Here is a 13,878-nt window from a genome sequence, read left to right as displayed (position 1 = left end):
GACCGGGCCGGTGCTCGGGCGCCCCGGCGCGCCTGCCAGGGACGACGGGTGTCGCACCCTAGAGTCCGACGCCGTGCCGGACCCGAACTCACCACCACCAGCAGCGTTCCGCAGCGCGGTCCGCTCGCTCGCGTCGGTCCGACCGCGCCCCGAGCTCGTGGTGCGGCCGCTCGAGGCCCCTCCCCGGCTCGCGCCGTACAGCTGGGCGACCAGCGTCGAGGCCGACATCGGGCACCGCGGCGACGGGACCGACGACCTCGACGAGCCGGACACCTCCGGCCGGTTGATCCTGCTCCACGACCCCGACGGCCAGGAACGCTGGGAGGGCACCTTCCGGCTGGTCTGCTTCGTGCAGGCCCGGTTGGAGCCCGGCCAGCTCGGCGACGACATGCTCCCGCGGATCGGCTGGTCCTGGCTGACCGACGCCCTCGAGCACGCCGGCGCCGGGTTCACCGCGCTCGGCGGGACCGTCACCCAGACCTCGTCGGTCCGCTTCGGCGGGCTCAGCGGCGGCGGTGGCGGCCCCGGCGACGGGCCGCCGCGGGAGGACGACGTCGAGCTGCGCGCCTCCTGGTCGCCCACGGAGAGCGACGGCGATCTGTCCCGACACGCCGTCGCGTTCGCGTCCCTGGTGTCGACCGCTGCGGGTCTGCCGCCGGTCGGCGCAGTGCCGTTGAGCCGATCACCCGGCTGAACGTCGCAGGTCAACGGCATGCGTCGGAAATCTTTCACCCGGAGGGGTGGGACCGCGCCCACATGCATGTAACTTTCCAGGCCGGAAAGACGAATGCACACCAGACGTTAGGCCGCATGGAGGGATACCATCTCTTCCATGGCACCCGCCCGGGCGGCCGAGCGCCACTCTCCGTCCCTCGGGTTCCGGTGTTGGTCGGGGGCGTACGACCGACTCCAGGAAGGTTGACGACGTGGCTGTACTTGGCCAGCAAGTGCCGGCGCAGAGCTCCGGCAGCACCACCCCAGGTGGCGCTCCGATCGGTGGAGCAGTGCTCTCGCCGGGGATCGTCCCGCAGCCGCGGGAGGAGCTGTTCACGGTTCTCGTCGTGGACGACCACCCGCTGCTCCGCGAGGCGATCGCCGGACGGCTGCGCTCCATGGGAGCGGGCACCGTGCACGAGGCCGCCTCGGTCACCGAGGCGCGGGCCCGCGCCCACGCCGCGGGTCCCTGCGACCTCGCGATCCTCGACCTGACCCTGCCGGACGGCAGCGGGCTGGACCTGGTCAGCGAGCTCCGCTCGCTGGGCTGGAACCGGCTGGTCGTGCTCGCCTCCTCCGACGACCCGTACGCGGTCCGCTCGGCGTTCCAGGCCGGCGCGCAGGCCTACCTGCTCAAGTCGGCCTCGCCCTCGGTCGTGACCGACGGCGTCAAGCGGGTCCTCGACGGCGGCGTCTACGCCGACCCGACGGTCGCCCCGCTGCTCGCCACCGGGTCCCGCGTGCCCGGCACCGACAACACCCCGCGGGAGCTCTCGGCCCGCGAGGTCGAGGTGCTGCAGCTCGTCGCGGACGGCCAGTCCAACAAGGAGATCGGTGAGGCCCTGAACCTCTCCGCCCTCACGGTGAAGAGCCACCTCTCCCGGATCGGCCGCAAGCTCGGCACCGGCGACCGCGCCCAGATGGTCGCGCTCGCCATGCGCGCGGGGGTCATTCGCTGACTCCCGGGACCGGCGCCGCCGGCGGTACGGACACGACCCGGCCGCCGGTCTCGGCGACTCCGGACGGTTCACCCGATCCGGTACCGCTGCTCCGTCCCGCCGACGGCCTCCCCCCGGTCACCGCGACCGCCGACGACCTCGCCCGCGTGGCCGCGGCGATCGCCGGCGGCAGCGGCCCGGTCGCCGTCGACGCGGAGCGTGCCTCCGGCTTCCGGTACTCCCAGCGTGCCTACCTGGTGCAGCTCCGGCGTGCCGGGGCCGGGTCCGCGCTGGTGGACCCGATCCCGCTGCGCGGCGAGCTGGGCCCGCTCGCCGAGGCCCTCGACGGCCCGGAGTGGGTGCTCCACGCGGCCTCCCAGGACCTCCCGTGCCTGGCCGAGCTGGACCTGCGCCCGGCGTCGCTGTTCGACACCGAGCTCGCCGGCCGGCTGGCCGGGCTGCCCCGGGTCGGACTCGGCCCGATGGTGGAGAACCTGCTCGGTCTCGGCCTGGAGAAGGGGCACGGCGCCGCCGACTGGTCGCGTCGCCCGCTCCCCGAGGACTGGCTGGTCTACGCCGCGCTCGACGTCGAGGTGCTCGTCGACCTGCGCACGGTCCTGACCCGGATGCTCGACGAGCAGGGCAAGCTCGACTGGGCACGCCAGGAGTTCGAGGCGGTCCGCACCGCCCAGCCACCCCCGCCGCGCGCGGAGCCCTGGCGGCGCACCTCCGGCATCCACAAGGTCCGCCGTCCCCGCCCGCTCGCCGCGGTCCGGGAGCTGTGGCAGGCGCGTGACTCCCTCGCCGCCGAGCGCGACATCGCCCCCGGCCGGGTCCTGCCCGACGCCGCGATCGTCGACGCCGCGGTGCGCAACCCCGACTCCCCGCAGGCACTGGCCGAGCTGCCGGTGTTCCGCGGACGCTCCCAGCGCAGGCTGGCCCGCTACTGGTTCGACGCGCTGCGCCGGGCCGCCGACCTCCCCGAGACCGAACTGCCGCGCGGCGCCGCCACCACCGACGGCCCGCCGCCGGTGTCGCGCTGGGCCGACCGCGACCCCGACGCCGCGGCCCGGCTCGCCGCCGCCCGCGCGGCACTGACCACGGTCTCCGAGCAGCACGACGTGCCGGTGGAGAACCTGTTGCAGCCCGACCTGCTGCGCCGGGTCTGCTGGACCCCGCCCACCGACGGCGACCTCCCGGCCGCCCTGGTCGCCGGCGGCGCCCGCCCGTGGCAGGTCGAGCTGCTCGCCCCGCTGCTCGAACCGGCCCTGGCCACCCGGGCCCGCTGAGCCGCCGGGGCCTCCCCCGCCCGCGTCCCGGTGGAGACACCCGCCCGGGTGAGTCACCCGGACCGGGCCGGCCTCCGGTCAGCGGGCGAGGACCGGGGCCCCGCCCGAGGGCGCCGGGGCCGTGCTGTCGTCGGGCAGCGCGACGTGCACCTCCAGTCCCCCGCCGGGCACCGCCTCGGCGTGCACGGACCCGCCGTGCGCGGAGGCCACCGACCGCACGATCGACAACCCCAGCCCGGAGCCGCGGGTGTGGGCGGTGCGGGCCACCGGGCCCCGCCGGAACGGCTCGAACAGCTCGGCCACCCTGTCCGGTGCCAGCTCCGGCCCGGACGACGCGACCCGCAGCACGACCCCCGGCTCCGGCGCGCCGGTCCCGCAGCCGACCTCGATCCAGCCGCCGTCGCGGTTGTGCCGCACCGCGTTCTCCAGCAGATTCGCCACCATCCGGCGCAGCAGCGGCTCGTTGCCCCGGGTCGTCGCGGGCCGCGGGTCGGTGCGCACGACCAGGCCGCGGACGGCGACGTCCCCGGCCACGGCCGCGAGCTCCGCGGCGACGAGCGCGGCCAGGTCCACCGGAACCCGGTCGGAGCCCGGCATCGCTCCCCCGGCCTCGGTGCGGGCGAGCAGCAGCAGCCCGCTGACCAGCTCGTCGCAGCGGCGGCCCGCCTCCCGGACGACCCCGGCCATCCGGCGCAGCTCCTCGGCGTCGGCGTCGGGGTCCTGCAGCGTCACGTCGATCTCGGTGCGCAGCACCGCGAGCGGGGTGCGCAGCTCGTGCCCGGCGTTGGCGACGAACCGGGACTGGGCGTCGAACGCGGCCTGCAGCCGGTCCAGCATCGCGTCGACGGCGGCGGCCAGCTCGGCGACCTCGCCGCGGGCACCGGCGAGCGCGACCCGCTCGTCGAGCGAGCTCGCCGAGAGCCGCGAGGTGGTCTCGACGACCCGGCGCAGCGGGTGCAGCACCCGCCCGACCAGCACCCAGGACGTGACCGCCCCGGCCGCGACGACCAGCGGGAACGCGATCAGCCCGGCCCGCAGCACCTCGGCGCGGGCCGCGGCGGCGACCGCGTCGCGGGCGGTCTCGGCGGGCACGGCGACCCCGCCGACGAACACCGTCCCGGGCAGCGCCGGGGTGCCCGCGACCACCGCGCCGACCAGCATCCAGCCGAGCCAGAGCAGCAGCGCGGCGACCGCGGCGACGAGCGCCGTTGCGAGCAGCGTCAGCCGCGGCCGGAGGGCGCCCACGCCGTCACGCCGTGGGGGTCCCGTCGGCGGGCACCCGGTACCCGGCACCGACGACGGTGTCGATCGGACCCGGCGCACCGAGCTTCTTGCGCAGGGTCATGACGGTGACCCGCACCGTGGTGGTGAACGGGTCGGCGTTCTCGTCCCAGACGCGTTCGAGCAGCTCCTCCGACGACACCACGGCCCCGCCCGCGGCGAGCAGGACCTCCAGCACGCCGAACTCCTTGCGGGTCAGCTCGACCGGCCGCCCGGAGCGCAGCACGGTGCGCCGGGCCGGGTCCAGCACGACGTCGCCGGCCCGCAGCGTGGGCGGCACCGCCGGGGTCGCCCGGCGACCGAGCGCCCGGACCCGGGCGACCAGCTCGAGGAAGTCGAACGGCTTGGCCAGGTAGTCGTCGGCGCCACGGGACAGGCCCTCGACCTTGTCGGCCGGGGTGCCCGACGCGGTGAGCATCAGCACCCGGGTCAGGCCGCCCGCGGCGACGAGCTCGTCGCACAGGTCGTCGCCGCTGCGGCCGGGCAGGTCCCGGTCGAGGACGGCGACGTCGTAGCGGGTCACCGACAGCTTCTCCGAGCCCTCGTCGCCGTCGTAGGCCACGTCGACGGCCATCCCGTCCCGGCGCAGGCCGCGCACGACGGCGTCGGCCATCGCCGGCTCGTCCTCGACGACGATGACGCGCATCAGCGGGTGCGCTCCCGCCCGGGAACGGCGTCCTCGGGGGTCGAGGGGACCGCCGCGGCGGCCCACTCGGTGATCCGGCGGGCCATGTCCTGCTCGGTCAGCCCGGTCGCGGCGAGCACGTCGTCGCGGCTGCCGTGTTCCAGGTACTCCTGGGGCAGCGCGAGGTCGCGCTGGCGCACGTCGAGCTCGGCGGCGCGCAGCGCGTCGGACAGCGCGGAGCCGAACCCGCCGTGCGTGCCGCAGTCGGAGACGGTGACCACGAGCTGGTGGTCGGCGGCCAGCGTGAGCAGCTCCCGCGGGACCGGCAGCACCCACCGCGGGTCGACGACGGTCACGTCGACGCCCTGGTCGGCGAGCCGCTGCGCGACGGCCACGCCGGCCTTCGCGAACGCCCCGACGCAGACCAGCAGCACCTGCGAGCGCCCGTCGGACGGCTCGTGCAGCACGTCGACCCCGGCCGGGCCGTCGAGGCGGCGCAGCGCGGGCACCGAGCCGATCACCGAGCCCTTGGGGTAGCGCAGGGCGGTCGGGCCGTCGGTGACCGCGGTGGCCTCCCGGAACTCCTCGCGCAGGGTCTCCTCGTCGCGGGGGGCCGCGACCCGCATGCCGGGCACGATGCCCAGCAGCGACAGGTCCCACATCCCGTTGTGCGACGGGCCGTCGCTGCCGGTGACCCCGGAGCGGTCCAGCACCAGCGTGACGCGCTCGCGGTGCAGGCCCACGTCCATCAGCAGCTGGTCGAAGCCGCGGTTGAGGAACGTCGAGTACAGCGCGACGACGGGGTGCCGCCCGGCCCGGGCCAGCCCGGCGGCGGTGGTCAGCGCGTGCTGCTCGGCGATCCCGACGTCGACGATGCGGTCCGGGTGGGCGGCCGCGAACGGCGCCAGGCCGGTCGGGCCGAGCATCGCCGCGGTGATCGCGACGACGTCGGTGCGCCGCGACCCGAGCGCCACCATCTCCTCGGCGAACACGTCGGTCCAGCCGGTGACCGGGGTACCGGTGGGCAGACCGGTCTCCGGGTCGAACGCGGCCGGGCTGTGCATCTGCTCGGCCTCGTCGTTCTCCGCGGGCGGGTAGCCGTTGCCCTTGCGGGTGACCGTGTGCACGATGACCGGCCCGCCGAAGCGCTTCGCCCGGCGCAGCGCGGACTCGAGCTGGCCGATGTCGTGGCCGTCGACCGGGCCGAAGTACTTGAGCCCCAGGTCGGAGAACAGCTCCTGGGGGGAGAGCGCGTCCTTCACCCCGGCCTTGAACGCGTGCAGGCCGGCGTAGAGCGCGGGCCCGACCACGGGGGTGCCGCGGACGGTGCGCTTGCCGGCCTCGAGCACCCGCTCGTAGCCGGGCTGCAGCCGCAGCGACGCGAGCCGGTCGGCCAGCCCGCCGATGGTCGGCGAGTAGGAGCGGCCGTTGTCGTTCACGACGACCACGACGTTACGGTCCTCGCCGGCCGCGATGTTGTTGAGCGCCTCCCAGGCCATGCCACCGGTCAGCGCCCCGTCGCCGATCACGGCGACGACGTGCCGGTCGACCCCGGTCAGGGCGTGCGCGCGGGCGATCCCGTCGGCCCAGGACAGCGACGACGACGCGTGGCTGGACTCGACGTGGTCGTGCTCGGACTCGGCGCGGCTCGGGTAGCCCGACAGCCCACCGGTCTTCTTCAGCCGGTCCCAGCCCTCCTGACGGCCGGTCAGCAGCTTGTGCACGTACGCCTGGTGCCCGGTGTCCCAGATCAGGGTGTCCTGCGGGGACTCGAAGACCCGGTGCAGGGCGATACTCAGCTCCACCACACCCAGGTTGGGCCCCAGGTGGCCCCCGGTGCGGGACACGGCCTTGATCAGGAACCCACGGATCTCGGCCGCGAGCGAGGTCAGCTCGTCGGGCCCGAGCCCTCGCAGATCGGCCGGGCGCCGGATCGCCGAGAGTCCCCGGTTCGTCGTCACGTACTGCCTCCTCGCCGCCGGTCCCGTTCGGGCGTCCTCCACGGCGGAGGGACCGCAGGGAGGACCGGCATCGACTCGTGGTCCCACTCTACGGACCGGTAGCCGAGGCGACCCGATGGCGCTGCCGGGCGCGGCGGGCGTCGTCCGTCACCCGGACGGTGCCCGCCGCGTCCCGTGCTGCGACGCGGTACGTCCACTGTTCTCACCAACCCCAGTTGCGCATTGTCGATCTCCTTTCGCACTCGGACCCACAGTTGATCGACACAATGCCCGCAGCCCTTACCGCGGACGCCTTCACCAACCCCAGTTGCGCATCGGACACCCCTTTCCTGATCGACATCCCGCACGTCGCGGCGCCGCCGTGACATCACGGGACAGCAATTACCGGCATACCGACACCGTCTCTCACGCATTCACCGGTGCCGCCGCCGAAAAGGGTGACCCGCCGTCGGCCCGCGAACAAACCAGGGAGCACCATTGCGATATCAACAATCACCGGTCCGGCCGTGCGGCCGGCACTCAGCGTGATCACGCCACTCGTCCGAGCAGCTACGACGCGATCACGAAGCCGTATCGATCACTGACGGCGACGAGTGCGGCTAGGATCACGGAGGGGCGGCACGCCGGTCGCTGCTGTGGACGGGCAGGATCGGGTGGGACGACGCCGGCGAGGGAGGGACGTATGGCCCGGGAACCGGTCCGGCTGCACCAGGTCACCCGCTGGCCGATCTGGTCCATCCCGGGACGGCTGCTCGGCCCGGTCCTCGCCGTGGAACTGCTGGCGGTCTGCCTGGTGCTCGCCGGGCTGCTGAACCCGCCCCCGCTCGACCACGCGACACTGGTGCTGCTCGCCACGCTGACCGTGGCCGGGATCCTGCACACCGAGGTCGTGGCCGGCGTCGAACGCATCCGGCGCTACACCGCCGAGACCCACCACGTGAACCTGACCTCGGTCTGGACCTTCGCCTCGGCCCTGCTGCTGCCACCGGTACTGGGCGCGTTCGTGGTGGTGGTGGTCTACACCCACCTCTACGTCCGGGTGCTGCGGCCGGTGCCGCCCCCGGACCGCAGGCCGGTCTACCGCGAGGTCTACAGCACGGCGACGGTCATCCTGTCCGTGCACGCGGCGGCCGGGGTGCTCGCCGCGACCCGGCCCGGCGAGCTCTACGGCAGCCTGCCCGGCACCCTCGCGCTGCTGCTCGCGCTGCTGACCTACACCGTCGTCAACACCTGCCTGGTCCTCGGCGTGGTCGCGGTGGCCAGCCCGGACACCCGGGTGGTGCGCATCCTGTTCGGCGGCGACGAGCTCACCCTGGAGCTGGCGACCCTCTGTCTGGGAGCGCTGACGGCGGGGGCGCTGGCCGCGAGCGGGCCGTTCGTCGCGCTGCTCGCGGTGCCGCCCATCCTGGCCCTGCACCGCACGATCCTGGTCCGCCAGCTGCGCGAACGGGCCGACACCGACGCCAAGACCGGGCTGCTCAACCACGCGGCCTGGCACCTGCGCGGGACCCACGAGCTGACCCTCGCCGAACGCGAACGGCGGCCCGCGGCGCTGCTGATCCTCGACCTGGACCACTTCAAGGAGATCAACGACACGCACGGCCACCTCTACGGCGACCAGGTCCTCGCCGCCACCGCCCAGATGCTGCGCGAGGAGCTGCGCGACCACGACCTCGTCGGCCGGTTCGGCGGGGAGGAGTTCGTCGTGCTGCTCCCCCGGCTCTCCGGGAACGACGGGCGCGAGGAGGTCCGGCAGATCGCCGAGCGGCTGCGCAGGCGGATCGCGGGCGGCTCCGGCCCGGTGGCTCCGCCGGACGGGGTCCCGGCCCAGCGGCTGCCCGCACCGTCCCCGGGCGCCGCCCGGACCGACGGCCGTCCCTCGCCCCGGGCCGGCGCCGGGATCACCGTCTCGATCGGCGGGGCGCTGTTCCCCGACGACGGCCACGCCCTGACCGGCCTGCTCGAGGTCGCCGACTCCGCGCTCTACGCGGCCAAGCGGGCCGGGCGCGACGCCGTGCGGATCGGGCGCCACACCTTCCCGGCCGAACCCGAACACGCCTGACGCCCCCGCGCCGACGCCCGTCGCCTCCGGGACGGAGCCGATCGGCCGCCGCGGCTCGGCGCCCCCTGTGGCCCGGCGGCCCGGAGCCCGCTGTGCCCGACGACCCGGTGGCGCACAGCCCCGTCACCCGCGCCGGCGCAGGGCCCCGGCGCCCGGCGCGGCGGACCCGGTAGCCCGGGGTCAGCGGCCGGGGACGCTCCCGTCGCGCCCGGTCCGGACCTGGTCGCGGCCGGCCCGCTTGGCCGCGTAGAGGGCGTGGTCGGCGACCTGCAGCAGCTCGTCGAGGGACTCGCCGTCGCCGCCGGTCACCGCGACCCCGACCGACACCGACAGGTCGCAGATGGTGATGCCGCCGCCCGGGCCGTCGACGTGCACGGCCAGCGACCGGACGGTCCGCCGGATGCGCTCGGCCGCGTTGTGGGCGAGCTCGCGCCCCTCCGGCCCCACCGGCAGCCCGGCCAGGAGGACGACGAACTCCTCCCCGCCGAAGCGCCCGACCGGGTCGACCTCGCGGACCTGGGCCTTCAGCGTCCCGGCGACGGCGGAGAGCACCTCGTCACCGGCGAGGTGGCCGTAGCCGTCGTTGACGGCCTTGAAGTGGTCCAGGTCGAGGATCAGCACCGCGACGGCGCCGCGCTGGCGCCGCGCCCGGGCGAGCGCCCGGTGCGCCCGGCCCCGCCACGCGACGGCGGTCAGCAGGTTGGTCTTGGCGTCGGTGTTCGCCCGCTCCTCCAGCTGCCGGATCAGTACCGCCCGGTGCAGCACCAGCAGCGGCGGGAGGACCAGCAGTACGAGCAGCACCTGGCGCTGCACGGCGAGCGCGGCCAGTACCGCCAGACACAGCGTCGCCCCCTCCAGCACGTGGTCGTCCCAGTCCCCCACCAGACGTCGCCAGTCGGGGCGGTGCGGCGAGGACAGTGCCAGTGCGGTCGCGACGAGCAGCTGGTTGACCAGTCCGTAGACCGCCATGGCCAGCAGCAGCGACAGGTAGCCGACCACCCGGCTCCCGCCACCGACCCCCGCGGCGGCGGTGAGCGACTCGGACGGGACGAGGGCCGAGGCGGCCATCGCGGCGAGCACGACGGTCGCGGTGGTGTAGGCGTGCCGGTACAACTGCGCCCCGGCGGGACGCCAGACCCGCCACCACAGGTGGCCGTAGACGGCCACGACCACCAGGCCCGCCACCCCCGGCGGCAGCAGCAGCGCGGCCGCGAAGGTCCAGACCGTCGACAGGTCGAAGTAGGAGACGTGTGCGACCCGCCGGCGCACCCGCTCGATGCCGATCGCCAACTCGGTGTGCACCGCGCCGAGCGCCGCCAGACCGAGTGCGCCCAGCGCCAGCAGGCCGGTGTCGCGGTCCCACGGCAGCCGGGCCACGTCGGCCGCGACGAGCATCACGGCGGTGAGCTCGACGAGCACCAGCACGGCGAGCACCCGCGCCGGCAGGCCGCGGAAGGGCCAGCGGGGACGTTCGGGGTCACCACTCCGGATCCCGGTCACGGACACCTACCCGAAAGGACGGGACCGATCGGCACATCGCCGTCGTCCGGCACCGTCGATGTCACCCGAACGGGTACAATGGGCGTCAATTCGTCACGATGAGTGACGGAACAGGCGGCGGTGACGCCATACCGGACGACAGGAGGTGACGTCGTGCGCAACCGAGGCTGGTGATCACCGGGAACGACGCGTGCCGGGGTCATGCGACCGCCCCCGGACCGGCCGACCGGAGCATCCGGAACGCACCGAGGGCGAGCACGATCCCCACCGCACCGAACACACCGAGCGCCGTCGCCGGAGCGGTCCACTCGGCCAGTATCCCGCCGGCGAGGACCGCGACCCCCTGGGTCGCCACGAGACCCGACGCGGCGACGCCCACGGCACTCCCGCGGACCGCGCTCGGCGTGGCCCGCGCGAAGCCCGACTGGGCCGCGATCAGGCAGGCCGTGGCGCAGGCTCCCGAGACCGCCCAGAGTGCGACCGCCTGCCACAGGCCCGCCGCCAGCGGCGTCAGTGCGAGCGGCAGCGCCGCCCCGACGGCCAGCGGGACCAGGCCGCGCTCACGCAGCCGGGCCGGCAGCACGTAGGCGACGACCAGGGCCCCGACCGCGCTGCCCGCCGGGTCGGCCGCCATCAGCAGCCCGGTCGCCGCCGGGCCCGCCCCGAGCGCGACGGCGTAGGCCGCCGCCAGGGCCTCGGGCAGCACGAAGATACCGAGCATCCAGGCCATGAGGGCCAGCGAGCGCCGCCGGGGGTGACCGAACACGACCGGCAGGCCGGCCAGCGCCGACCGCCACCAGGCGCCGGACCGGGCCGCCCGGCGCGTCGCCGACCCGGGCCCCGGCGCCGCCGCGATCGCCGCGGCCGTCGCCGCCGACGGTCCGGCCGCGACCGCCGCGTGCCGGGACCGGACACCGAGGGCGACGAGCACCGCCGAGCCGACGAACGTCGCGGCGTCGACCAACAGCGCGCCGCGCGGGGTCAGCGTCGCGACGAGCAGACCGCCCCCCGCGAAGCCCGCCACCTGCGCCACCTGCACCGAGACCTGGCGCAGCGCCAGACCGCGGGCGAGCAGGTCGCCGGACAGCAGGTCGGGCAGCAGGGCCGAGCGGGCCGCGGTGTGCGGTCCGCCCAGCAGGACGACCAGCACCAGCAGCGCCCCCAGGACCGGCAGTCCGGGACCGGGCACGGCCATGGCGACGACGAGACCGGCCCGGACCAGGTCGGTCCCGATCAGCAGCCGGCGACGCGGCCACCGGTCGGCGAGGTGGCCGAGCAGCAGCCCGCCGAGCAGAGCGGGCAGGAAGGTCAGCGCGTAGACCCCTGCCGACCACGCGACCGAGCCGGTCTCGCTCAGGACCAGGACGGTCAGCGCGACCCGCGCGACCTGGTCGCCGGCGACCGACAGGACCTCCGCGGTCCACAGCGCGCGGAAGTCCGGGACGGAGAAGGGTCCGCGGACGCCGGCGGCGGGATCGGGGTCGTGAGGCTCGTCGCCTCGCGTCCCGGAGCCGCCGCGCTCGACCATCGGCGTGGGGTCCCTTCGGAGTCCGGCGTGGGTGGCCCGCTGCGGACCCGGCACCCGACCTCGGCACGGGGCCTACCACCTCGGCGTCGGCGGCGGGCAGGAGTTCCCGTCGAGCCTAGGTACCCCCCGCCCGGTCGTCGCCCCCGATGATCCGCGTGAAGCCGGGCGGCGCAACGACGGCGGCGAACGGCGTATGAGCGGCGTCACAGGTCCCTGACGTTTGCCGTCGTCGACGGCAAACGGTCGACGGCAAGCGGTCGACGTGACCGTCACGCAACGGTCCGCACCGGGATCAGAGCAGGTCCGCGACGTGGGCCGTCTCGTTCACCGTCCGGACCTTGCGCATCCCGTCACGGGCGCACACCACCCGCGAGATCCCGACGTAGTCCAGCGGGAACGGCAGGTCCCGGCCGATACCCAGCACCTCGGCGAGATAGGCGTTGACCACGCCCGCGTGCGCGACGACGACCACCGTCGCCCGCCCCGGATTGGCCGCGACGACCTCCTCGATCCCGGCGCACACCCGGGCCCGGAACGCGGCGCCGTCGACGTGCTCGGGCAGGTGCCCGGCCCGCATCCGCTCCCACGCCGCCGGGTCGGCCTGCGCCATCCGGGCGACCGGCACGTAGAGCGACCGTTCGGCGTCGTACTCGCGCAGGTCGGAGCGAGTGTGCGGGGTGAGACCGCGCTCGCGCGCGAGCGGCTCGGCGGTCTGGACCGCGCGGAGCATCGTGCTGGTGTGCAGCGCGTCGACCGGGGTGCCGGCCAGCGCGTCGACCAGCCGGGCGGCCTGGTCCCGGCCCTGCGGCGCGAGGCCCGGGTCGGCGTGGGTGCCGTCGTCGTGCTCGACGGCCTCGGGCAGCGCGTGCCGGACGAGCAGCAGGTGCACCCGCTCAGCCCGGGACGTGCGCGTCGTGCCCGGCGGCCCGCAGCGCCGTGCGCAGGGCCTCGGCGTGCCCGTCCTGCTCGGCGCCGTCGACGGTGGCGGCCGCGTTCGCGAAGTCGAAGGCCCGCATGTCCCAGGCCGGGAACACGTGGACGTGCAGATGGGGCACCTCGAACCCGGCGACCAGCAGACCGACCCGCGGCGGCGACCAGATCTCACGCACCGCGAGCCCGACGGTCCGCGACACCTCGGTGAGGTGGGCGACGAGCCCGGCGTCGGCGTCGACCCACTGGTCGATCTCCGCGCGCGGCACGACGAGCGTGTGCCCCGGGCCGAGCGGGTTGATCGACAGGAACCCGACGCACTGCTCGTCGGCCCAGACGAACCGGCCCGGGATCTCGCCGTTGATGATCTTCGTGAAGACGGTGGCCACGGATCCGGACCCTAGTGGCCCGCGGCGCGGGGTGAGGAACGGCGGGCGCGGGGCCCCCGGCCGCCCTAGGATTCCGGGCATGCCCCGCACCATCGCCCGCAACGACCGCGTCGACCGGGACGAGCTGCTCGAGTTCATCCGTCCCCGGCACCACATGGTGCTGATGACCACCCGTTCCGACGGCGGTGTGCAGGCCTCCCCGGTCACCGGCGGCGTCGACGACGACGGACGCATCGTGATCGCCACCTACCCCGAGCGCGCCAAGTCGGCCAACGTCGCGAAGGCCGGCCGGGCCGCGGTCGTCGTGCTGAGCGACGAGTTCGACGGCGCCTGGGTGCAGGTCGAGGGCGACGCCGAGCTCCTCACGCTGCCGGACGCGCTCGAGCCGCTGGTCGACTACTTCCGTGCCGTCTCCGGCGAGCACCCGGACTGGGACGAGTACCGCCGCGCCATGTCCGACCAGGGGAAGGCCCTGATCCGCATCACCCCGGCCCGGTGGAGCCCGGTCGCCACCGGCGGCTTCCCCGCCCGGCTCGCCGACTCCTGACCGTTCCTGGGACGATCGACCGCCCCCGTCCGCAGCTGCTGCGGGACTCGGGGGTGATGTGGCGTGGACCGCTGACGGCCCCGCCCACCATGCGGCAACGGTGCCCGCCCGACA

Annotated in this window: 12 protein-coding genes; 5 read left to right on the top strand and 7 right to left on the bottom strand. The window is 75.3% G+C overall.

Features of this window, described 5'->3' with window-relative positions; translation table 11 throughout:
* Nucleotides 1-73 precede the first annotated feature (73 nt).
* From ZF1_RS11295 to ZF1_RS11285, 3 genes are all read left to right on the top strand, one after another.
* Nucleotides 74-694 carry a DUF3000 domain-containing protein gene (locus tag ZF1_RS11295; protein WP_062402372.1) on the top strand — a complete coding sequence of 207 codons (621 nt, stop codon included), beginning with the start codon at nucleotides 74-76 and terminating at the stop codon, nucleotides 692-694.
* Between the two features lie 325 nt (nucleotides 695-1,019).
* The gene (locus ZF1_RS11290) at nucleotides 1,020-1,673 is read left to right on the top strand and encodes a LuxR C-terminal-related transcriptional regulator (protein WP_033199956.1); all 654 of its coding nucleotides are present in this window, start codon (nucleotides 1,020-1,022) and stop codon (nucleotides 1,671-1,673) included.
* Between the two features lie 86 nt (nucleotides 1,674-1,759).
* Complete coding sequence (locus ZF1_RS11285; RefSeq protein WP_482638693.1) at nucleotides 1,760-2,941, top strand: HRDC domain-containing protein; 1,182 nt, start codon at nucleotides 1,760-1,762, stop codon at nucleotides 2,939-2,941.
* A gap of 78 nt (nucleotides 2,942-3,019) precedes the next feature.
* Here ZF1_RS11285 and ZF1_RS11280 read toward each other — a convergent pair whose 3' ends face one another.
* The 3 genes from ZF1_RS11280 to dxs are packed head-to-tail and all read right to left on the bottom strand — an operon-like array spanning nucleotide 3,020 to nucleotide 6,808.
* On the bottom strand, nucleotides 3,020-4,186 hold the full coding sequence (locus ZF1_RS11280) for a sensor histidine kinase (RefSeq protein ID WP_482637216.1): 1,167 nt from the start codon (nucleotides 4,184-4,186) through the stop codon (nucleotides 3,020-3,022).
* A 4-nt stretch (nucleotides 4,187-4,190) separates the two neighbouring features.
* Complete coding sequence (locus ZF1_RS11275; RefSeq protein ID WP_482637215.1) at nucleotides 4,191-4,868, bottom strand: response regulator transcription factor; 678 nt, start codon at nucleotides 4,866-4,868, stop codon at nucleotides 4,191-4,193.
* Nucleotides 4,868-6,808, bottom strand: a complete 1,941-nt coding sequence (gene dxs, locus ZF1_RS11270) for a 1-deoxy-D-xylulose-5-phosphate synthase (RefSeq protein WP_208820160.1) — start codon at nucleotides 6,806-6,808, stop codon at nucleotides 4,868-4,870. The genes ZF1_RS11275 and dxs overlap by 1 nt, the downstream gene beginning before the upstream one ends.
* Before the next feature lie 682 nt (nucleotides 6,809-7,490).
* Between dxs and ZF1_RS11265 the strand changes: the two genes are divergently transcribed.
* A complete protein-coding gene (locus tag ZF1_RS11265) occupies nucleotides 7,491-8,870 on the top strand; it encodes a GGDEF domain-containing protein (protein WP_482637214.1) in 1,380 nt (459 codons plus the stop codon).
* 180 nt (nucleotides 8,871-9,050) lie between these two features.
* Here ZF1_RS11265 and ZF1_RS11260 read toward each other — a convergent pair whose 3' ends face one another.
* The 4 genes from ZF1_RS11260 to ZF1_RS11245 all read right to left on the bottom strand — a co-directional run bounded on the left by ZF1_RS11260 (nucleotide 9,051) and on the right by ZF1_RS11245 (nucleotide 13,217).
* The gene (locus tag ZF1_RS11260) at nucleotides 9,051-10,370 is read right to left on the bottom strand and encodes a GGDEF domain-containing protein (protein WP_482637213.1); all 1,320 of its coding nucleotides are present in this window, start codon (nucleotides 10,368-10,370) and stop codon (nucleotides 9,051-9,053) included.
* Between the two features lie 199 nt (nucleotides 10,371-10,569).
* Nucleotides 10,570-11,898: an MFS transporter gene (locus tag ZF1_RS11255; RefSeq protein WP_465876408.1), complete on the bottom strand. Its 1,329-nt coding sequence runs from the start codon at nucleotides 11,896-11,898 to the stop codon at nucleotides 10,570-10,572.
* Nucleotides 11,899-12,190: 292 nt separating this feature from the next.
* The gene (locus ZF1_RS11250) at nucleotides 12,191-12,787 is read right to left on the bottom strand and encodes a histidine phosphatase family protein (RefSeq protein ID WP_482637212.1); all 597 of its coding nucleotides are present in this window, start codon (nucleotides 12,785-12,787) and stop codon (nucleotides 12,191-12,193) included.
* Nucleotides 12,788-12,791: 4 nt separating this feature from the next.
* Nucleotides 12,792-13,217: an HIT family protein gene (locus ZF1_RS11245; protein WP_062402348.1), complete on the bottom strand. Its 426-nt coding sequence runs from the start codon at nucleotides 13,215-13,217 to the stop codon at nucleotides 12,792-12,794.
* A gap of 79 nt (nucleotides 13,218-13,296) precedes the next feature.
* Here ZF1_RS11245 and ZF1_RS11240 point away from each other — a divergent pair, with 79 nt between their 5' ends.
* Nucleotides 13,297-13,764: a PPOX class F420-dependent oxidoreductase gene (locus tag ZF1_RS11240; RefSeq protein ID WP_482637211.1), complete on the top strand. Its 468-nt coding sequence runs from the start codon at nucleotides 13,297-13,299 to the stop codon at nucleotides 13,762-13,764.
* The last annotated feature ends 114 nt before the right edge of the window (nucleotides 13,765-13,878 follow it).

It is taken from the genome of Pseudonocardia sp. ZF1 (assembly GCF_056835605.1).
This window is presented reverse-complemented; position numbering and strand designations above follow the sequence as displayed.